This window comes from Flavobacterium circumlabens (assembly GCF_004345565.1).
GTDB lineage: Bacteria > Bacteroidota > Bacteroidia > Flavobacteriales > Flavobacteriaceae > Flavobacterium > Flavobacterium circumlabens.
This window is the reverse complement of the sequence record NZ_SLWA01000007.1, coordinates 212970-235497: the sequence shown is the minus strand read 5'-3', so window position 1 is coordinate 235497 and position 22528 is coordinate 212970. Positions and strand designations below refer to the sequence as shown.

The following is a 22528-nucleotide window of genomic DNA, read 5'->3' as shown; positions in this document are numbered from 1 at the left end:
ATTAATAAAAATACATTTCAATTCTTACACTAAAAATGTGTCGTATTTCGTATTCTGAAAATATAAACCAGCCTTTTACTAAAAGACTGGTTTATGAAGTTATCTATAAATTATTTATTCCTTGTTTACAACTGCAGACTCCTCTAAAGCCTGCAGCGTAAAAAAAAACAAACTAACTGAAAAACTATTATTTCCACCCTTCATTCTGAAATAAAGCTCCTTTGCTTACTGCAATCTCATCTGGTGGTATTGGCCATACATGGTGAATGGCAGGATTGAAATTACGGGCAGGATAAATCACTTTTCCGTCATAATGGTGCAATGGTTTTGCGTAAGCAGCCTGCGCATCGCCCCAGCGTACTAAATCGTAATGACGGTCTGTCCATTCTCCGGCTAACTCGCAACGTCTTTCTCTTTTCAAATCGGTCATTGTGGCTCCGGAAATACTGGCCAGACCCGCGCGATTGCGAATCATGTTTATTTCGGTATCTGCATTTTGTCCTTTCATTAATTTAGATTCCGCCAGCATCAGGATCACATCGGCATAACGTAAAAGCGGTACATTCAACGCTGTAGAAGGTTTGTCACCGTTGGCATTTACATAACGAATGTCAATTCCTCCCGAAGTCGTTTTGGCATAACCGAACGGCTCCATATATTTTTTAAACTGATAACCTGTTCTGTTACTTGAACTCACTACATATTTGCCCACGTTAAAAGTGGCTAATTCACCAAAATACATAAACTGATCTCCTTTTTGTAAAATAGTAGCACTACGTCTTTTATCAGCAGGATCATAAGCGTCAAATAATTCTTTGGTCGGGTAGAAATTTCCCCAGCCGTTGTAAATTCCCCAGCCTTTGTCTTCCAGGCAAACTCCCGGAAAAATAGAACCCAATGAGGTATTCTCGGCACTTGAAGTTACCGACCAGATGTATTCTGATGACCAGTTATTCTTGATTTTAAATACATCTTCAAAATTAGGAAGCAAGGAGTGTTTTCCGCTGTTCACGATCATATTGGCATATTTGATCGCGTTGTCCCAGTCTTTTGCATACAAATACGTACGGACCAAATACGCCCATGCCGCAGTTTTATGCGCACGTCCGTAATTGTCTGTTGTAAGTTCATTAAAATAAGGCAGCAAATCGGCCGCTTTTTGTAAATCGGCCGCGATGTAGGCGTAATTTTCGGCTACATTTTTGGTACGCGGCACGTATACATTGGTCGGGTCATTTCGATCCTGAATCGGAATTCCGGCGCGATTATCGCCATAGTGATAGGCTAATTCCAAATGCATTACAGCATGGTTGAAATACGCTTCGCCCAACATCATGTTTCTCGTTTTTTCGTCTAACGGAATGTTTGGAATATTACGAATCACGTCATTACAGCGTTTCATAACTTCGTAATGAAGCCTCCAGATATCCTTTGTATCCGATTCTGATCCGTCTACGATGAAGTTTTTGATACGTTCTGCATTTTGTCTTGTCTTGGTTCCGATATCATCACTGGCATTATTCAGCCAGAAAAAACCGCGTCCATACATATTATCATCCGAATACAACGCATAAACAGCATTTACTCCTGCTTTTGCATCTGCGGGTGTTTTCCAGAAATTTCCACTCGAAGGAGCTCCCTGCGGTACCAGATCAAGTTCGCTTTCGCAAGCTGTAGTGCCTAACAGCATGGTAAAACTCAATAATAAAATACTTATTTTTTTCATTTTGTTTGTTTTAATATTTTTTAAAAAGTTGCGTTTATACCGGTCATGTAAATTCTGGAAAGCGGATATTTACCTAAATCCAGACCGAAATTATTCAGTCCTACTTCCGGATCCATTCCGGAGTATTTGGTAATCGTGAAAAGGTTTTGAGCGGAGATAAAGAATCTAAGATTTGCTTTTCCGTTTAACCAGCTGTCTTTAACGGTATACCCAATGGCCACATTTTTCAATCTCAGGTAATCCGCCTTTTCAATATAGAAATCAGAGATTCTTCCGAAGTTATTGTTGTTGTCCGTTGCAGAAAGTACCGGTATCTTAGTGTCTGTATTCTGTGGTGACCAGGCATCTTTCGATTCTGCCAGCAAATTGTACCCCGGGAAAGAACCATTCAGACCGGTATATTTTACAGCATTGAAAACACTGTTACCGGCTGCACCGCTTAAAAAGATATTCATATCAAATCCTTTGTACCTGAAATTGGTATTTAAGCTGAAGGTTGTTTTTGGAAAAGGATTTCCTAATACTACTCTGTCATTGTTATTGATGACACCGTCTCCGTTTACATCTTTAAACTTCATGTCTCCGGCAACGGCATTAGGCTGATACACGACACCTGTACTGTTTACATACGCTTTTGCTTCTGCATTACTTTGAAACAATCCGTCTGTTGCATATCCGTAAAACGCTCCAACAGGGCTTCCTACCTGATAGATATTCGCTAAAGGCAAACTACGAACCCTGCTCAGGTTAAGCGGCTCCAGGGAAGTTAAATCATCTTTGATAGAAACAATTTTGTTATGTAAAAAAGCGGCATTTGCCGTAACATCAAATTTAAACTGTCCGCGTGTTTTCTGATACGTAAGACTTGCTTCAAGACCTTTATTTTCTACATCACCGGAATTTACGATGCGTCCTAATGGTGTTCCTGCCACTCCGGGTAACTGATCACGAACCAACATATCTTTGTTCGTTTTTTTATAAACATCTACAGATCCCGTAAGTGTATTATTGAAAAGGCTAAAATCTAAACCTAAGTTGGTTTGTTCCGAACTTTCCCATTTTAAAGCAGGATTTGACAATTCACTTTCTGAATAACCATAATTAATCACCGGAGTCGATCCGATTAAAGCGGATGTCTGATTTAACGGCACACTAAACTGGTACGGCCCAAGGTTTCCTAAATTTCCAATTTCTCCCCAGCTCGCACGCAGTTTTAAATTGTTTACTGTTGAAGCGATGTTTTTCATAAATCCTTCCTCAGAAATCAGCCATCCTGCAGAAACAGAAGGATATACTCTCCAACGATTTGCCGAAGTCAATTTTGAAGTACCGTCACGACGAACAATTCCGGAGAACAAATACTTTTGATTAAAATCGTAATTCAACCTTCCCACATAAGAAGAAATAATCTCTTCTGACATTCCTGCTCCTAACTGCTGAATTAATTTCGCATTTAGCAGATAACGTTGTGAAGGATCTTCATTATCAAAGCCTGTACCCGATACACTGTAAAAATCTCTTTTGGTATCCTGATACGTATATCCTGCCAAAGCTTTAAAATTATGTTTCCCGAATGATTTATCGTAAGAAAGCGTCTGCTCCCCTAATAAATCGGTTGTGGTAGAAGTTGTCTGCGTTAATCTGTTAAAGTCAAACACTTTACCCGGTTCTGTGATCTTAACCGTAAAGTCTTTGTAATCATTCTGGATTCTGGTATAGCCCCAGTTTGATTTGATTTTTAAGCCTTTAACAATTTCCCATTCCGCATAAGGATTAATCAGTATCGTAGAAATTGGATTGCTGTTATCCAGTCTTTTCAGATACGCCACCGGATTGATCACGTCACCATACGACCCAATATATTTCTCCGGAACGCCTCCAAAAAGTCCGGAACCGTCTTCTCTGTATACCGTTGCATTTGGCGGATATAAAATAGCTCCTAAAATCGCTCCTGTATAAGCACTTGAAGTGTTGGCGCTCTGACCATTCGTTAAGGAATACGTCAGGTTTTCACCTATGGTAAAGTTGGGCGCCAGTTTAAAAGAAGAATTGGCTCTGGCAGTATAACGGCTTGCATCTGTATTTAACAGGATTCCTTCGTTTTTACGGTAACTTCCTGACAGGAAGAAATTCGATTTTTCTGTTTTACCATTTACCGAAATAGACAAATCCTGAATCTCGCCTGTCTGGAAAATTTCATCCATCCAGTCTGTTTTTGTGATTCTGGCTGTAGGTTCAAATGCGGGATCAAAAGCAGGTATTCTTGGTAATCCTGCGTTATCCCTGGCCGTATTCATTGCATCTGCATATTCTGCGGCATTGAGCACTTTTAATTTTTTGGCTACACTCTGAAAACCTCCCTGGTAATTCACATTTACGTTCAGACGCTCCGAAGTACCTTTTTTAGAGGTAATTAAAATCACACCTCCCGAAGCCCTTGCTCCATAGATTGCCGCCGAAGCCGCATCTTTCAAAACACTGATCGAAGCAATATCATTTGGATTAATCGTATTCAGTGAACCACTGTAAATAATTCCGTCCAGAACAATTAAAGGCGTTTCTGCATTTAGAGAACCAATACCACGAATGTTGATGGTAGGTTCTCCTGTCGGATCACCTCCATTATTAATAACCGTAACACCTGCTACTGTACCCTGAAGTAAATCGGCAGCGGAATTATACGTTCTGCTGGATGTTTCTTTCATTGAAACAGATCCTACAGCGCCTAAAACTTCATTCTTTTTGACACTTCCGTATCCCATTACTACTACTTCCTGTAATTGTTTTACATCTGCAGCTAATTTGATATTCAGGTTCTTCTGTGTCTCCGTAACTTTGATTTCCTGAGTAACATAACCCACATAAGAGAAAACCAATACAGCTTCAGCGGAATTAATTTCCATCGTAAACGTTCCGTCAAAATCTGTCGTTGCCGTTGCACTTGATCCTTTATCTTTAATGCCTACTCCCGGCAACGGCATTCCGTCATCACCGCCAAAAACAGTTCCCGAGATCGTAATTTTGTTTTGTCCGGCATCCGTTATTTTCTGATTTCTCTTAATTACGATGTTGTTGCTTATAATTTCATACTTCAGAAAAAAACTGCTGCAGATCTTATCCAGAGCGTATTCCAGCGTTACATCATTCAGTTTTAAACTTGCTTTTTGATTGGTATTGATCTGATTGGCTTCGTACATAAAATGCACATCAACCTGATTTTCAATTTTTTGAAGAATATTTTTTATATTTTCATTTTCTACTTTTAATGTTATTCTTTTATCCATATCCACATTTCCGGCTTTTGCCGTTAATCCGATAAAAAATAAAGCAATGAACAGGATCAATTGGGGCATAAAGCCTTTTTTAATACTTTGACAATTTGCGACATACCGCATTTGTTTTTCATTCATAATGGTGTTGTTTTGATTGTTTTTTTTCTTGTTTTTGTTTCTTGTTATATATGGGTTCTGCGTTTATTGAATTCTGTAAACTCCCGATTCAATTTTATAATTGGCATTGATGATATTACACACCAATCCGATTACCTGATCCGCCGGAAGTTCTTTGAAGTAGGCACTTATCCTGAGATTATTCAGGTTCTTATTTTCAACAGAAATGGCAATATTATAATTGCGGTTGATCGTCGCGATTACTTCCGGTAAAGGAGTATCTTCAAAAACGATAATATTTTTTCTCCAAAGTGAGATGGAGTTCATCGGAATATTACTGAAAGCATGCAGACTGCTGTTTTTCGCTTTAAAAACGGCTTTTTGACCCGGCGTTACATAGACATTCTCATCCGTTACCGTCGATTTTACATTTACTCTTCCCGTCAGGACAGAAACTTCCTGAGTGGCCTGACCCGGATACGCCTGTACATTAAAACTGGTCCCCAGTACTTTGGTATCCATTTTATCTGTATGAATGATAAAAGGGTGTTTTTTATCTTTGGTAACATCAAAAAAAGCTTCACCGGTTAAATATACTTCACGGGTGTCTCCGTTAAACTTACTCGGGTATTTTAAAAGACTTCCTGCATTAAGCCAGATCTGAGTTCCGTCACTTAGTGTTATTTTGGTGTGTTCTCCGGGTTTTGCCGCATATTCTCTGGTCGTAATGGTTTCAGATGACCAAAAGAAGAAACCTGTTAATCCGGCTACCAGTAAAAGAGAAGCCGCCATCATCCAGTTTCTGTTGTTCAGCAAAAAGACTTTATCTGATTTTTTGATTGCTCTGATTTCCTTTTTTAATTTTGAAATATCTGATGCGATAACAATTTCGTCTACGGATATTTTTTCCGGATTGTCGTACCAGTTGTTCCACATTTCTTTTCCCTTTGAGGAAGGCTTACCTTCTAAAAAAGATTTTATATTTTGATGTAATTGCTCAGGCATTATAATTTTTTATAGCTTTAATAATAAGTCTTGGGAATTCCGATTTCAGGTAGGCGCTCCACGTTACGCTTGTGTTAAGAAAACAAAACAAGGTTTGGAGCTGAAATCGCGCATTAGTTAAATTCACCCAAATAAAGTCGCATGAATTTTAAAGCATAGCTAATATGATACTTCACGGTCTCATGTGAAACGTTAAGTTCTTCTGCTATTTCTTTGTTGGAATATTGTTTGAAACGGCTCAGGATAAAAACCTCCTTGGCTTTTTTAGGCAATAAGGAAGTCGCTTTGTCTAAAGCTTCCTGAAGTTCATCGTGATAGATCGACTCTTCGGTAGTATTATTACATTCTTCAAGGGAAGAATTTCGATCGAAAACTTCTTTAATATATTGATCATTAATCATATTGGACTTGATATAATCCAGCGTCACATAACGTACTGAAGTATACATATAGGCCGAAAACTTTTTCTGAATGACCAGCGTTTTGCGTCGTTCCCAAATAGTGGTAAAAACTTCCTGAACAATCTCTTCCGAAATTGGAATCGATTTCATTCTCTGGTAAACAAAGCGGACGAGCACATCTCTGTATCGAAAATACAATTCATCAAAAGCTCTGTCTTTTCCTTGCTTCAATAATTCCACAAGTTCTTCGTCACTATATTTTTTATACATGATACATCACTTTTGCAGCGGTTGCCAAATAAACAGTGTTTCCTAAAAAACGGGATTCGATTGTTTTTCTGCGATGTATTCCTAATCTAAAAAACGACATATATACAAGTATTGGGTTCTTATAATATGTCTCCAAAATTAGAGCTCAGGGTAGGTCAAAAAGGTTACGTTTACATTAATAAAAGGGTCGGATTACTAAACATATTATTAACATTCGGCATGGGATGTTATCCCAATGTAGCGGGCTGGAAAGAATAAACTTACGGAAGAATGAAGTTTGGCCCGTTGTTTAAAATCTGTGTATAGGAAAAGCAAAAATTAAATAAAAAAAAAAGGGCATTCATAAAAAATTATGAATGCCCTTTTTTAGTACTATTTTTTTTATTTGCCCCAGGTCAGGTAGCAGCTTCCAAAAGTAAACCCGGCACCGAATGCAGTAAGCAATAATCGGTCTCCTGATTTGAAATCATTTTGAAAATCCCACAGACATAAAGGTATTGTCGCGGCTGTTGTATTGCCATATCGCTCTATGTTTACTTTTACCTTTTCCATGGGTACATTTAGGTTATTGGCCACTGCATTTATGATTCGGATATTGGCCTGATGTGGTATTACCCAGTCAATATCGGTCACTGCTAAATCGTTGCGCTCCAGAATTTCATTGCAGGTACTGGTCATGCTTTCTATAGCATGTTTAAAAACAGTCTTTCCGTCCTGTTTTACAAATTGTTCGCGATTTTCTATGGTGTCTTTATGAAAAGGTTTAAGGGAACCTCCTCCTGAAACGGATAGAAATTCACTTCCCATTCCATTTGTTTTTAAGACAAAATCTTTTAGTCCGTTGTTTTCTGAAGGCTCCAGTAATATGGCACCGGCACCATCCCCAAACAAGATACAGGTATTACGGTCTGTATAATCTATAATACGGCTCATGGTATCTACACCAACCACAATTATTTTTTTATGTCTTCCTGATTCTATTAAGGATGCAGCTGTTGATAAAGAATATAAGAAACCACTACAAGCTCCGTTAAGATCAAAACCCCAGGCATTTGTAAGTCCTGCTTTATGACAAACTACAGGAGCAGTTGGCGCAAGTAATTTATCCGGTGTTGCTGTTGCCAGTATTAAACAATCGATTTCTGCAGGATCTGTCCCGGAATTTTTAAGCAGGTCATTTATCGCTTCTATAGCCATATCTGAAGTTGCTTTTTCAGGATCAGTCAAAATGCGTCTTTCTTTTATTCCGGTTCTCGATATAATCCATTCATTGGAAGTATCGACCATTTTTTCAATTTGATAATTATCAAGTACAGTGCTGGGAACATAGCCACCTACGGCAGTAATGGCTGCTAAATTATTTCTTGTCATTGCTAACGAATGTTATTTTTTTTCTTGCAGAAGTCTGCAGATGTAAAATTGCCCATGCCGTTTTTCTTAACATTTTCAGAATTCATAATAGCGCTTTTATGAAGAACCTTATTATTCCTACTTTAAAATTTTAACAGCTAATTTTTATTTACAAAATTTAATGTTGATATAAAAGCCGAAAGCATTTTTGCAGAGTTACCGGGAGAGTAATAACTCACAAAGGTATAAAAAAAGTTGATTAAGCCCTATTTTTTTATGGCTTAATCAACTAAAACGAAATAGGCTTTGTCGAAGGCATTCACCTGAGTTCAATTACTACGTTTGATATCAATTAGAAACCCGATTAATACGAACAACATTTACGGGATCTGCTAAAAGTTCATCAGTCATTTTTGCAAAATTCTGAAAATGATCCGATTGGATGTGTGCATCAAATGCTGCTTCATTTTCAAATTCTTCACTCATGTAAAAAATTCCTTCTGTAGCGTGGTCTTCATAAAGTATGTACTCCAGACATCCCGGTTCATTTCTGGTAGGTTCTATTAAGGCAAGCAATGCCTCTTTTAATGCTTGATTTTTACCGTTGTTTGCTTTTAAATGGGCTATGGCCCTAAATGTATTTTTCATGATTATTAATTTTATTTTCTATCCTAAAAGTGCTGTTCCGCCTGCCAATCTTTCCAACAAAGCATAACAGCAAATGAGACTGATTATGATGTAAACAATTGCCAGTAAAATCAGGCAGCTGAAAATGGAAGGCCAGTATTTTAAGCCAATATGCTGTTCCTGGTTTAGTACATAAACAGTGGCAATCTTTTGGTTAAGCGTAATCCAAAACCAAACTAACAACGATGCAATTCCTGTAAAAAATAAATTGATCAGTAGAAATCTAATTTCGTAACCGGCCATTAATAAATCAACAATAAAAACAATACCGATGATCACTGAGCTGATAACAGCTAGTATACTTGTTATCTTAAAGATTTTAAACATGGGTTCTGTTTTTAAAATTAAAAGTTCCGTATCAAATTATTTATTGTATTGCTCCTCCGAATTATCGATTGGGGTATTCGGGTCATTCTGCACCAGTCTGGCAATATCATCTTTTCGCATGTAAACTACACCGGGCTTTGTTTTGGTATATTTTATAAACTGTTCCATGACATTTACAACAGCCGGAGACCCTCCAATACGATCATGAAAACTAACAGACATCATTCTTCGTTTCGTGGCACCTTCTTTATAAAGCTGATCAAACTCTAATTTTAACTGATTTAAAAATTGATCCGGACTCCAGTGTTTCCCTTCAATATTTACGATATCGTTGTTACGCAATGTATACGGAATGACAACAAATCTTTTTCCATTTACCAGGGTGATAAAGGGTTCATCATGGCTGAGATCATCTATATGGTATAAAAAACCAAGTTCCTGAAGTACTTTTAAGGTATTGGGACCTCTTCTCAACCAATTACTATTATATCCTACTCCCCTTTTTCCTGTAATGGCTTCCACAGTATCGATTCCCTTTTTTACAAATGACAATTCATCCGCATAACTTTTATTCCATTGGTTGTCCCATGTCATACCGTGTGCTGCGATCTCATGACCCTGATCGGCAATTGCTTTTGCTACTTCCGGATATTTTACCGCTGCTTGTCCCACCACATGAGAAGTTACTTTGATATCGTATTTTTTCCATAAATCAAGCATACGATAGATGCCTTCTTTTCCTCCGTACCGGAACCAGCTGTCTGCGGCTAAATCGGGCTGTCCTTTGGGTAATGGGTTTCCTGAAAAAGGGCTTTCTGCGCCTTCCGGCTGTCCTCCTGTTTCAAATTGCATCGATACTGAAATTACTAACCGGGCACCATTCGGCCAATAACTTTTAGCCTTTTCTTTCGTCTGGCTGATTCCTTTAAAAGAGGCTAACAACAAAACCATTGCCAACAAACCTCTGACAGATACATATTTTTTCATTTCTTTTTTTTTTATTTGTAAGACAAAATTAGAATTACGAGGTCAACTATTCAGGTACAAATCGATTGTTATTTTGTATAAATCAATTTTCATTAATCCGGAAATATTAAAATAAAAGCTTCAAAAATAAACTTCATGTCAGCCACTTTTATTCCGGGATTCTTAACTGGACTGATAAGCCATACCCGGACTTACTCCTCTGTACTTTTTATACAGCTTATTGAAATGACTCGCATCTGTAAAACCTAGTTTAGCGGCTATTTCATTAATGTTCAGGCGGCTGTTCTTCAGCAATTGATCTGCTGATCTCAGCTTCGTTTGTATAATGTGCTGCTGAATCGAAACACCGCTGTGCTTCTTTACATAAATACTGATATAATTCGGCGACATTATAAAATGCTTTGCAATATTTTCGACACGCATTTTTTCTGCATCCAACGCATACAATCGCAGATAACCTAATATCTGATTCAGTCTGTCCAGCTCGGTATTACCCGGACATTTTTCGCCATATGCAGTTGTCGAATGGCTTCTGGCGAGCATCATCATTATGGCACCAAAAAGTTCAATCACCAGTTCGCGGCTGTAGGTGCAGGTTTTTGTAAATTCAACTACTAAAATCTGCAATAAATAACTAAGGTGTTTTTTATCCTGAACGTCCTCTACTAAACTACCGTTCACAGAAGATGCATTTTGCAGCAGCGTTTTGATCACCTCCATCCATTTTGCCGTTTTTCCGCCTTCTAATTTTTCTATAAAAAGTTGTTCTGTGAACTTTATAAATATAAAATGCGTTTGCTCTTCCAGCTTGAAATAATGGAAATCTTCCGGTCTTAATAAAAAAACATCCCCTTCCTTGTAAGTAAAAGATCCCTCATTCAGAAAGTGTTGCCCGCTTCCTTTTTCAATAAAAATAAACTCATAAAAGTTATGTTTATGAACCGGAAATTCCCATCGGTCGAGTTCCAGTCGAAACACATTTAAAGAATAATAACTATTAAAACGTTTCATATGCTGTAATAAATTTTTACAAAAATATAATGAAATTATACAACAACATTCCCTCAGGTTATATTTGTTTTTTGTTCGCGATAATCAAAAAATTAAAATTGCAGCCGCTCTGTTACTTCAGTAAAAATCTTTTCCTTACCGACATAGGAATTACATCTCCGTTGCTCATTTTCAGGGTAGCTACTTTCCTTGATGCGATTTCATTTTTAGCGACCAGGTGCGAATAATGTATCCTTATAAAGTTATACCCCTCCAATAAGTCTTCATAATATTTAATGTTTCTAGATACTGTAAAAGACTTATCTTTCAAAATAAATATGGTATAAGCACTATCTGCCTCGAGTCTGATAATATCTTCAATATTGACATACAGAGTTTCATTTAAAACACTAAGGGCCAAACGGGGCTTATCATTGCTCCTGTTCGTTAAAAAATATTCGATCAGAACACGGCTGCTTAACTTTTCTTTTGCCCTGACTATTGCTTTTGCGAGTTCCTCAGGATCAATAGGTTTTAAAATATAATCAATAGCATTAAATTTAAAGGCCTTTATCGCATGAGTGTCATAAGCGGTAATGAAAATAATTGAAAAATTGAGATGCGGAATTTTCGCCAATAATTCAAAGCAATCCCCGTCTGACAGCTGAATATCCATAAAAACAAGGTCGACGTTAGTCTCTCTAAAAAAGATCAGACTTTCAAAGACACTTGGAATTTTAGCACAGATTTTAAAATCCGGTTCTAAAATAGAAATCATCTTTTCCAAAGCTGCAGCTGCCGCAGTTTCATCTTCTATTATGGCTACTTTATACATTTTTTTACGGTGTATTTAAATTCTATTTTAGTTCCTTCAAAATCCGGTCTTGATACTATTGTGAAACTATTCAGGTCGTTGGTATTATGTAGGGAAAGCCGTGCTTTAAAAATCTCCGTGGAATGTAATTTATCATCTTTAACCACCTTAAAACCCACCCCGTTGTCTGTAATGCGAAAACCTATTTTTTTCTTTGAAACAGTAAATATTTCTATTTTCAGAATCCCAAATTTGTTAATTCCTTTAAATCCGCTTTCAATCGCATTTTCTACAAAAGGCTGTAATAATAAAGGCGGAATTAATATGCTCTCGATTTCAACGTCTCCATACGCTATAAAACAGTCAAATTTTTGCTGAAATCGCATTTTCTGAACGGATATATAATTTTGAAGCGCATCCAGATCTTCTTCTAAAGTGACATATTCTTTTTGCGTAAAATCAAAATTCTGCCGGATCAGTTTTGCGAATTTTGCCACATGAGAAGCTGATTCTAAAATATTGTTGTCCATCATTGAATTCTGAATGGCCACAAGCGCGTTAAATATAAAATGTGGGTTCATCTGTGATCTCAGTACTTTCTGCTCTAATTGTAAAGCGGCCTGCTCCTGTCTCAAAATATTTTTACGGTAGTACCCATATAAAATAAGTGCGATCAATAACAGTATTACAAATACAATGATTCGCTCACTCTGAAACAATTCCTTTTCTAATTGGTTCTTATCCCTGAGAAGCCGGATCGCCTCGCCCTGAAATTTAATCTTAGCCTGCTGCGTCGTTTTATCGACCAAATCTTTTTTTTCTAAAAACTGAACACTCTTTAATTCCTTTAATTCTAGTTTTCGATAATACAGCGCACTGTCAGTTGCATTTTTTCTAATAAAAACAAGTGCCATCCTTTTATTTATGGTCGCTTTGAGCCCCAACAAATCGGTATTTAAAACATAGCCCTTTGCGGCATATTTTTTCGCTTTCTTTAAATAAAAATAGGCACTGTCATAATTTTTTAAATCAATAAATACAGCCGCAATATTGCTGTAAGTGGCAGCATGTAAACTAAATTTTTTATGCAGATCGTCATTTTTAATTGATTTCTTAAAATATTTCAGAGCCTCCTGTGACTTTTTCTGCCGTCGCAATATTCGTCCAAGTTGATTGTAAACTTTTGATAAATTGACATTGTATTTAATTTTTCCGGAATGTTGAATTGTTTTCTTCAGATAGTCTTTTGCTTTTTCGTAAAAATCTAAATTGTTATAATATTTTGCCGTCTGAAGATAGCTGTCTGATAAAACTTTTGAAGAAGGGGACCATTTTTCGAGTTCCAGATTGTTTTGAAGAATTATTTCCAGCGCCATTACAATTTTATCATGCTTAAAATAGTATTCCGCATTGATCATATTAACAATGCCTTTCTCGGGATAACACTGCTCACCTTTACACATACGAATCGCCTCGTTCATCTCTGCCTCAGCCTGAGCATCAAATCTCCTGGATGCCATAAATTCTGCCGATTTTGCGTAAACAACCTGCCCCGTCTTTGGAAATCCCCTGTATCTCTTTTTGAGCAGCTCAAGCTGGTCTTTACACCAGGAATACCGATCTGTCTGATGCCCTTCAATAACACTATCAACTGGTTCAAAATTTAAATCAGATTGGCTGTATCTCATTTTAGGCAGTAAAAAGAGTAGGATGAAAAACAGAAAAACGATAGCCTTATTTCTTATCATATTCGGAAATATTAGCATGTACTGGAAAACCTCTTAAACATATTACTTTTCAACATTAAAACATTGATATACAATAATTTATATGACAAAAAAACCGAATTTTCAATTCTTATACTTAACTTTGGTTTATCTTCAATACAAACCTTTACGAAGTTCCTACACTAATTATGTTTTTAGTATTTGCGAAAGCAAGAATAAACAAGAGGCTTTCTCTCCATAAAACTTTTTTTACAAAGAAAGGGCGAAACAAACATTTAATACAAAGCGATTGATAACTGTAGGGATTCAATTGATAATTGTATTTTTTTTTGATAGATCGGTTTTAAAATTAAATTATGCCTTTTAATCACTCTTTTAGTATAGAGTAATTCAAAAGTTGCGCTGTTTCTCATGAGGATTCTTTTATTTCCTATAATGAATAGCACAATGGAGTTACAATAAAACGTTAGCAAATAAAATCATTTATAAAAAATAAAGAGGATGTCTCTTATGCAATGCTGATTTCGTAAGAATACCACAACCTACTTATACATCACTACATAAAGAGAATCCTCCTTAAAGAGACCATTGCTGCTATCAAAATGCAAGGTCGGGTACTAGTAATAACAATTTTTTTTCTCCCAATACTTTTATTTTAAAAACTATGGCTATCTATCAATTATCATTTCAAAGTCACTTTGAAGAAAGTGATTGTTACTACTATTTTATTCTTTTTATACGAAAAAGCAAGTTCAATGGTTCTCTAAAAATACTCATGACCTGTTTTTTATTTTAAAATCACTGTTGATTGTTTACCTGATTTTTTAAATTATTACCAATCAGACCTCAACATACGTGTAGAGGTAAATTTGGAACTCATTTACAAGTGACTGTTTACATTTTGATGTATTTATTACATTAATATCCGTGATACTTTCAAATTGATGCAACAACTCTTCATTAAAACTACAAACTACCAATGGCACTCCTTTTCTGTAAATTTTCATAAAATCAAATAAATTCTTTTCCGAATAAAGCACAAAAAAGGCCAGCAAATATTCGTTTTCAAAACTGTCAAAATCGAAATTATTGTCAAATTTTTTAAATATTTTAAAGTCGTATACCTCTCCAAATATTTTGGTTAAAAATCGTGAAAAACCATGCTGATTGTCGTAAACCAATACTTTATTATCCATATTGAAGTTTTTATATTATTTATTTTCTTTAAAACTCTAAAAAACGGTGTGCAGAAATTTTTTTAACAAAGGTAAATATGAGTTTTCACAACACCGGACACCAATTAATATCTGGGGAATTTCAATTCATATTTGTGCGATCTGGCAAACATTCGGATGCCGTAGTACAGTATCAAGCTAATAAAAGAACTAATTCTGCCTAATAATTGATCAGGAACCTGCCTGTTAATGATACCCCCCAATATCAAAAACAAGCAGAAAACCTGATGCAATAAAAAATGAAGAAGTTGAAATTATGCCGTCATCAATAAAACACAACAAAAAATATCATTCGACATATACCAAACGATTTTGATTTCTCCAAAAACACAAACTTTTTATTCGTATTTTTATAATAGTCCGGCATAATTTCAACCTTTCATTTTAACCTTTTATTCATTTGAATAAAATGGTTTGCTTATCAGAAATTTAAACTTATATTAGCTGTATCAGTTATCCGATTTTTTGCCAGTACGTTCACTTCTCTGCAATACTGTTGCGAAAATACAACTCAATAAAAGTAATTTCCAAAACCGATTGATAACTGTAGGGTTTCAATTGATATCTGAAGATTTTATAGTCAAATTATCGATTTTGAGCAGTTAAAATCCAAAAATATGACTTACACTACACCTCTGAAAAAGCAAAAGACAACTTCTTTTAAACACTTCCTGAATTGAAAATGCAGTCTGCTGATGCAATAAATACTATAATAAAATGTTATATAAATTGGGTATTACGGCATTTCGCTATACTACCTGATTGTTTTTATTTATTAATTATTTAGAGAATTATGAAAAGGATATTGTTTTTAATTATATTGATTGGCGTTTCACTGCAAGGACAGGCGCAGGATGAATTGAATACTAAATTTAAGTCGATTCCGGCTAAGGAATCGCCTGTTAAAGAAGTGATTCCTCCCAAAGAAATTTCCCCAAAAGTCAATCCGCCGGCTGTTGTGGAAAAACCGGATCCATTGAAGATCGATCCGAAAGAACTTTTTAAGGATACTACTATTTATAAGCCGGATTCCAATACGAATGAAATCGCTTACAGACGAAATCAGTATTTAGGAGGTTTCAGGACGAAATCATTTACGTCTACCGTTCGATATCGCGATGCTGCTTTTGTAGACGGCGATAAGATTAAAGTGTATTTAAATGATAAAGTAATTGAACCTGAAGTTGGTTTGGATGGAGAATTTAAAGGATTCAAAATAACTTTAGTCGAAGGAATGAATAAAATAGATTTTGAGGCTCTAAATGAAGGATTTGCTTCGCCTAATACCGCGCAATTTGAAGTGTATGATGATAAAGGCGCTGTTATTTATTCCAGCCAATGGAATGTGGGTACCGGATATAAAGCTACCATTCTACTGCTTAAAGAATAAAATTTGCTAAATCGTATCGGGATTATTAAAAAAGGGGAAGTGATAATAAATCACTTTCCCTTTTTCTATGTAAACTAATCTTTAAATTTATTTAGCAACTTTTTTAAATCTCATCATGGGAACATCACCTACAAGTAAATTAAGTTTTCCATCCTTATCAATAGCATAGCTTGTGATTTTTTTTATTTGCAGTAAAAATTGCTGCTCTCCTCCTCCATCACAAAACATCATTGTTGTCGGGCCCGGTTCTCCAAAAGTCAATGCTGTTCCGTTTAAGGTATAAGATGCGCTGTATCCGTTACAGCCATTGTTTCCAAAAACTTTTGTCTCTTTCTGGTCAAAAGTAATTTGTGGTTTTTTATTCGGATACAATCCTTCAAAGGCAATTCTTGGTCCTGAAATGTATTCCAGTTCCCAGGTTGTATCAAAAAGGCCGGCTGCACTTTTAGTCTCTTTTGATGCCATACAGGAATTAAATAATAAAGTTGAAATTGAAACGATTGCGATTATGTAGTTTCTCATAAAAATGTGTTTTTAAATTAATAATTTTTGTTTTTTGAAGATTAAAATCAGGTTAGAAAATTCTAAAAAGTATTTTCTAAGAATTACTTTCTCAATATTCGTGCCCGATTGTACTCATAATTCATTCTTGCAATATTTAATACTGAAATATTTTGCGGACACTCTATCTGACAGGCTTCTGTATTCGAACAATTTCCAAAACCTTCTTCATCCATTTGTTTCACCATATTGAAAACGCGAAGGGTTCGTTCTTCCCTGCCTTGTGGCAGCTGAGCCAATTGGGAGATTTTCGCAGCAGTAAAAAGTACAGCGCTTCCGTTTTTACAAGTGGCTACACAGGCCCCACAACCAATACAGGCCGCGGAATCAAAAGCTGCTTCAGTAGTATCATGCGTTATTCTGGTTGTATTGGCTTCGGGAGCCTGGCCTGTATTGACGGAAACAAAACCTCCGGCCGAAATAATACGATCGAATGCGCTTCTGTCTACTTTAAGATCTTTTCTAACCGAAAAAACGGCTGTTTGAAAAGGTTCGATAAAAATCTTATCTCCGTCCTTAAACTCCCGCATGTGTAATTGGCAGGTAGTGGTGTTTTTCAATGGTCCGTGCGCTATTCCGTTAATCATTATACCGCATTGCCCACAAATGCCTTCGCGGCAATCGTGATCAAATTCCACCGGTTCATCGTCGGCTAAAATCAATTTTTCATTGAGATGATCCAGCATTTCAAGAAAAGACATGTGCGGATTTACATCTTCTACCGTATAATCAACTAATTTACCTGTAGTTTCAGCATTCTTTTGTCTCCATATTTTAAGATGTAGTTTCATTGCTGTTGTTATTTATAACTGCGAACAGTTGGTTGCACGGTTTCAAAAATTAAAGCTTCCTTATGAAGGATTGGCTCGGTAGTATCTCCTTTCCATTCCCAGGCGGAAATAAACTGATATTCAGCATCATTTCGCAAAGCTTCTCCGTCGGCTGTCTGGTATTCTTCCCTAAAATGGGCTCCACAGGATTCCTTTCTCGTTAGTGCATCAAAACACATCAGTTCTCCTATTTCAAAATAATCTGCCATTCTTCCGGCTTTTTCGAGTTCCGCATTCATTTGACTACCATTTCCTGGCACTTTTACGTTTTGATAAAAATCTTCCTTCAGTTTTCGTATTTCTTCTATGGCATATAAAAGACCTGCTTCTTTGCGCGCCAATCCGCAATAATCGTATAAAATCTTACCAAGCGTTTTATGATAATTGTCTACAGTACGGTTTCCATTTATGTCAATTAATTGCTGAATTTGTTTTTTTACGGCCTCCTCCGCTTCCTGAAAGGCCGGATGATCTGTACTTATTTTACCCGTTTTAACTTCATCTGACAGGTAATTGGCGATCGTGTAAGGCGCAATAAAATAACCATCGACCGAAGCCTGCAAAAGTGAATTGGCCCCTAACCTGTTCGCGCCATGGTCTGCAAAATTTGCTTCCCCTAAGGCAAATAAACCCGGAATGGTAGTCATGAGCTCATAATCAACCCAAAGACCTCCCATAGAAAAATGTGCCGATGGCGAAATCATCATGGGTTCCTGATAGGCATCGTAACCTGTTATCTTATAATACATATCAAACAGATTTCCATATTTTTCCTTAATATTATCTTTTCCGAGATTGTGTATTGCTTTTGAAAAATCCAGATAGACGGCATTTTTTAACGGGCCAATTCCGAAACCGGCATCAATGCGTTCTTTTGCGGCTCGTGAAGCAATATCCCGCGGCGCCAGATTACCGAAAGAAGGATATCGTCTTTCGAGGTAATAATCTCTTTCTGCTTCCGGAATATCATTTGGTTTTCGGGTATCATCTGCTTTGAGCGGTACCCAGATTCGTCCGTCATTTCTTAGGGATTCCGACATCAGTGTCAATTTAGACTGGTAATCTCCGGATTGCGGCAAAGATGTCGGGTGAATCTGTATCCAGCTCGGACTAGCCATTAAAGCTCCTTTTTTGTGCGCTCTCCAGATTGCCGATCCGTTGCATCCCATTGCCAATGTCGAAAGAAAATATATTTTACCATAACCTCCGGTTGCCAGTACAACTGCATGGGCGGCATGACTTTCAATTGCTCCTGTATCTAAATTTCGAATAATGACACCTCTCGCTTTTCCTTCTATTAAAACCACATCTAATAATTCGTGTTTTGCCGCAAGGTTTACAGTTCCTTTACTGACTTGTCTCATCAAGGCCTGATAAGCGCCCAATAACAGCTGCTGCCCTGTTTGTCCTCTCGAATAAAAGGTACGGCTTACCTGAACGCCGCCAAATGAACGGTTATTGAGATATCCGCCATATTCCCTTCCGAACGGAACGCCCTGGGCTACCGCCTGATCGATAAGATTTAGGGAACATTCTGCCATTCTGTAGACATTGCCTTCCCTTGCTCTAAAATCACCGCCTTTGATTGTATCCATAAACATTCTGTAAACGCTGTCTCCGTCATTTTTGTAATTTTTAGCGGCATTTACACCGCCCTGTGCTGCAACAGAATGTGCTCTTCTGGCACTATCCTGAAAACAAAATGATTTTACATTGTACCCCATTTCTCCTAAGGAAGCGGCAACTGAACTTCCGGCAAGACCTGTACCAATAACAATGACATCGAGCTTTTTTCGATTTGCCGGATTTACAATTTTAGCTGTTCTCTTATAAACAGACCATTTCTCTTCCAGTGGCCCTTCCGGTATTTTAGCGTCCAATTTCATAGCAACTGATTTTAATAAGTGAAATAGATATAAATTGGCATTAAAGCAAAACCCAAACAAATAACAACAGCATAAAGCACTCCTGTTTTCTGTATCCAGCGAACATATTTTGGATGAAAAACTCCCAGCGTACGGGTTGCACTATGCACACCATGCACCAGATGATAAAACAGTGCTAACATTGATAGTACATAAATAAGTACAATCCACCATTGCTGAAAAGAAATCACGACCAGAGTATACAAATCTTTATTTCCGGACTGATCCAGAGACAAGGATCCAAACTTGTAGTAGTACCAAAAGTTTTGAAAATGCAATACCAGAAAAAGTAAAATCACAAAGCCTAAAATTCCCATATTACGGGTATACCACTTGCTGGCGCGATCGCGTTTATCGTGTTTAAAGGCCCCTCCGGATTTTTTGTTTTGAATTGTAATGTACAGTGCATCCAAAGCGTGCGCGATAATGCAGGCATAAAGTCCGTACGATATGATTTTTATAAAAGGGTTTCCCGAAAGAAAGTGCGAATAGGCATTAAAACTCTTCTGAGCTTCTTCAGCGGGCAAAAAGAGCTGCAGGTTCCCTAAAAAATGGATAATGAGAAAAAAGCAGAGAAACAAACCGGTAAGACACATTATAATCTTCCTTGTTAATGTATTCATATCCAGTAATTTTTAAAATTAACAGCTTTATATTCTGTTCTAAATTTTTATTTAGAATAACATGATCTATATAGGGAATTATTCAAGTTTAAGGCAACTATTAAACGCTGGCAAAAAACTACTTTTTCATCATTCCAAATTAGGATCGTCTGGTTAATTGAGATTTTTCTTATGTACAAGGTACATTATTTTTTATTAAAACTCTATTAATGAAAATATTATATAAGATTTATTTTATAATTGAGTCGCTCTGGTATTTTCTTAAGCAGTAAAGTTGCTGTTGTTTTGTTCCATTCCGTAATTATGCAAATGTGCCACAGTTATAAGGCAATCTAAATTTTGAAAATTGCTAAAATGAATGTGATTGTTATTTTTTTAGTTTACCACGACCTCTAATATTTTCTCAATTTCTTCACTTTTAAGTCGCTCCCTCTGTCTTTTTTTTTCATTCGAAAAAGTACTTCCTGCTTATTGTAAGGGTCGCGTAAAAATATAGGAAAAAAATTAATAAAAAAAAATATTAAAAACGGACTGAACTCATTTAGAATCAATTAACTTTAAACTAAATTATTCTAAAGGCCAATTTGACTACAAAAACAGGTATTTCTACGTGCTCTTAAAAGTGGTCAATAAGGTAGATTTGTTACATAAACTAAACAAAACTATTATTAATTAATTTAATCAATTTTTATTATGGAAGAATTCATAGGAGTTGTAAAACTTTTTGCAGGAAATTTCGCACCAAGAGGCTGGGCGCTTTGTAACGGACAAATAATGTCTATTGCTCAGAATAGTGCTTTATTTTCAATTTTAGGTACTACGTACGGAGGAAATGGACAAACTACATTTGCATTACCGAATTTACAGGGATCAGTAGCTATTGGTTCAGGAAATGGTGGTGGGTCAAATTATGTTTTGGGTGAGGTTGCAGGTACTCCAACTGTAAGTCTTTTAACAAGCAATTTGCCAGCTCACGTTCATGCCGGTCCTGGTACTTTAGCAGTAAGCAGTGCGAATTCAACTGATGCGGTACCGATAGCAGGAGCTTCTATAGCTACACCCGGATCAATAGTAGCAAGAGCTTTTGCACCTACTTTAGGTTTTGCTACATCTACTCCGAATGTTAATCTGACAACCAGCATTGTTACCGGTGCAACAGGAAATAATATACCGGTATCCATAATGCAGCCTTATTTGGCTTTAACTTATATTATTTGTCTTGAAGGTATTTTTCCAACCAGAAACTAAACCTCACGCTCTTTCTTTTAAGTTATATGACCATTGTGGAATTTCACTATAATCATAGACTAACTGAATTTCAGAGTAAGCACTAAGACCATACATTGATACAACACAAAAGGGATTTGTGATATAGGATTCGGCAGTTTTTAACTCCATATCCTCAAATATCTTAATCTCTGTAAAAATGCATACGTCAGGGTGGTTACTAAAATTGTCCGGCAGTTTATAAAAGCAGCTTTCAAATTTTGAGCTACTCTCTTTTCTGTCAAAATGTTCTTTGTTTATTGTAAATAATCTATCAACAAATACATGATCAGTATAGGGCTGCATTTCGTTGCGGCCCTTTACTTCTAGAGTATTTTTAAGATACGGCTCATAAGCAAAAAAGGTATAGACGAGATCAATTCTTATTTCTTCGGGAATCAGGATGGCATCAGAAGTCAATTGTCTGACTATGTTTTTTGTAATGGCGACCTGAGGCTCACGGGTAAGTGCATAATGCATGGTTTCTGTAATAGCAAGATCGATCACAAAATCTGTTGGTTTGGTGTAAGTAATAGCATTTGCTTCTATTAGCTGCAAATCATACTCCTCGAGACCGATAATGGATAAGAGATTATGTACCGATTGTATGGATTCGGCGTTGATGTCTATTAAAACAGCCTTAATTCTATCTTTATTCAATAATGGAAGCAAAGGCAGAATTAATGTTGCGTAGGGGCCACATCCTGCATAAAGGATATTAATGCTTCTCTCCGGAAAATCTAAACTCAATTTCGTTAAAGCTTTGTAAATGCCTTTTATAAAGAAAATGGTACGCAAATAATCATCAACACAATCGGCAGCGCCCGAACTGGATAAAGCAAAACCACCTTTTATAAGGGTTTCATTATTTTCCGGATTCTTATTTGTCGCCGTTTTTTTGTAAAAAACAGAAAGCTGTTCCGCCCACTTTACATGTTCATGAATAGTCTCTGATGCGATGATAGATTTAACAATAAATGCAAGTTCCTCTTTATACATACTTTACAACTTTAAGAATCTCTTTT

General features: G+C 36.5%; 19 protein-coding genes. 2 read left to right on the top strand and 17 right to left on the bottom strand.

Annotated elements, in window-relative coordinates:
• Positions 1–187: 187 nt before the first annotated feature.
• The 12 genes from EV142_RS17390 to EV142_RS17335 all read right to left on the bottom strand — a co-directional run bounded on the left by EV142_RS17390 (position 188) and on the right by EV142_RS17335 (position 14869).
• Complete coding sequence (locus EV142_RS17390; RefSeq protein ID WP_132037107.1) at positions 188–1726, bottom strand: RagB/SusD family nutrient uptake outer membrane protein; 1539 nt, start codon at positions 1724–1726, stop codon at positions 188–190.
• Positions 1727–1746: 20 nt separating this feature from the next.
• On the bottom strand, positions 1747–5136 hold the full coding sequence (locus tag EV142_RS17385) for a SusC/RagA family TonB-linked outer membrane protein (RefSeq protein ID WP_132037106.1): 3390 nt from the start codon (positions 5134–5136) through the stop codon (positions 1747–1749).
• A 63-nt stretch (positions 5137–5199) separates the two neighbouring features.
• Entirely contained in the window at positions 5200–6120 is a 921-nt protein-coding gene (locus EV142_RS17380) for a FecR family protein (RefSeq protein WP_132037105.1), read from the bottom strand.
• Between the two features lie 113 nt (positions 6121–6233).
• Entirely contained in the window at positions 6234–6791 is a 558-nt protein-coding gene (locus EV142_RS17375; protein WP_132037104.1) for an RNA polymerase sigma-70 factor, read from the bottom strand.
• Between the two features lie 381 nt (positions 6792–7172).
• Positions 7173–8162 (bottom strand): beta-ketoacyl-ACP synthase III, encoded by a 990-nt coding sequence (locus tag EV142_RS17370; protein WP_132037103.1) that lies wholly within the window; start codon positions 8160–8162, stop codon positions 7173–7175.
• A gap of 327 nt (positions 8163–8489) precedes the next feature.
• A complete protein-coding gene (locus EV142_RS17365; RefSeq protein ID WP_132037102.1) occupies positions 8490–8789 on the bottom strand; it encodes a putative quinol monooxygenase in 300 nt (99 codons plus the stop codon).
• An 18-nt stretch (positions 8790–8807) separates the two neighbouring features.
• Positions 8808–9155 (bottom strand): BRI3 family protein, encoded by a 348-nt coding sequence (locus tag EV142_RS17360; protein ID WP_132037101.1) that lies wholly within the window; start codon positions 9153–9155, stop codon positions 8808–8810.
• A 36-nt stretch (positions 9156–9191) separates the two neighbouring features.
• Complete coding sequence (locus EV142_RS17355; RefSeq protein WP_132037100.1) at positions 9192–10142, bottom strand: polysaccharide deacetylase family protein; 951 nt, start codon at positions 10140–10142, stop codon at positions 9192–9194.
• Positions 10143–10304: 162 nt separating this feature from the next.
• Positions 10305–11153 (bottom strand): AraC family transcriptional regulator, encoded by an 849-nt coding sequence (locus EV142_RS17350; protein ID WP_132037099.1) that lies wholly within the window; start codon positions 11151–11153, stop codon positions 10305–10307.
• Between the two features lie 112 nt (positions 11154–11265).
• Positions 11266–11967, bottom strand: coding sequence for a LytR/AlgR family response regulator transcription factor (locus tag EV142_RS17345; RefSeq protein WP_132037098.1), 702 nt, complete (start codon positions 11965–11967; stop codon positions 11266–11268).
• Positions 11955–13694 carry a histidine kinase gene (locus tag EV142_RS17340; protein ID WP_158286338.1) on the bottom strand — a complete coding sequence of 580 codons (1740 nt, stop codon included), beginning with the start codon at positions 13692–13694 and terminating at the stop codon, positions 11955–11957. Before EV142_RS17340 ends, EV142_RS17345 begins: the two co-directional genes overlap by 13 nt.
• 818 nt (positions 13695–14512) lie before the next feature.
• A complete protein-coding gene (locus EV142_RS17335) occupies positions 14513–14869 on the bottom strand; it encodes a hypothetical protein (protein WP_132037096.1) in 357 nt (118 codons plus the stop codon).
• A gap of 832 nt (positions 14870–15701) precedes the next feature.
• Between EV142_RS17335 and EV142_RS17330 the strand changes: the two genes are divergently transcribed.
• Positions 15702–16298, top strand: a complete 597-nt coding sequence (locus EV142_RS17330; RefSeq protein ID WP_132037095.1) for a hypothetical protein — start codon at positions 15702–15704, stop codon at positions 16296–16298.
• Between the two features lie 87 nt (positions 16299–16385).
• Here the strand turns inward: EV142_RS17330 and EV142_RS17325 are convergent, their stop codons facing one another.
• The 4 genes from EV142_RS17325 to EV142_RS17310 form a co-directional block, all read right to left on the bottom strand.
• Positions 16386–16820 carry an META domain-containing protein gene (locus EV142_RS17325; protein ID WP_132037094.1) on the bottom strand — a complete coding sequence of 145 codons (435 nt, stop codon included), beginning with the start codon at positions 16818–16820 and terminating at the stop codon, positions 16386–16388.
• Positions 16821–16903: 83 nt separating this feature from the next.
• Complete coding sequence (locus EV142_RS17320; RefSeq protein ID WP_132037093.1) at positions 16904–17650, bottom strand: succinate dehydrogenase/fumarate reductase iron-sulfur subunit; 747 nt, start codon at positions 17648–17650, stop codon at positions 16904–16906.
• A gap of 8 nt (positions 17651–17658) precedes the next feature.
• Positions 17659–19575 (bottom strand): fumarate reductase/succinate dehydrogenase flavoprotein subunit, encoded by a 1917-nt coding sequence (locus EV142_RS17315; RefSeq protein WP_132037092.1) that lies wholly within the window; start codon positions 19573–19575, stop codon positions 17659–17661.
• Between the two features lie 11 nt (positions 19576–19586).
• Positions 19587–20237 (bottom strand): succinate dehydrogenase cytochrome b subunit, encoded by a 651-nt coding sequence (locus tag EV142_RS17310; protein WP_132037091.1) that lies wholly within the window; start codon positions 20235–20237, stop codon positions 19587–19589.
• Positions 20238–20930: 693 nt separating this feature from the next.
• Here EV142_RS17310 and EV142_RS17305 point away from each other — a divergent pair.
• A complete protein-coding gene (locus EV142_RS17305; protein WP_194100249.1) occupies positions 20931–21485 on the top strand; it encodes a phage tail protein in 555 nt (184 codons plus the stop codon).
• Between the two features lie 3 nt (positions 21486–21488).
• Here the strand turns inward: EV142_RS17305 and EV142_RS17300 are convergent, their stop codons facing one another.
• Positions 21489–22502 carry an SAM-dependent methyltransferase gene (locus EV142_RS17300; protein WP_132037089.1) on the bottom strand — a complete coding sequence of 338 codons (1014 nt, stop codon included), beginning with the start codon at positions 22500–22502 and terminating at the stop codon, positions 21489–21491.
• Positions 22503–22528: the final 26 nt, after the last annotated feature.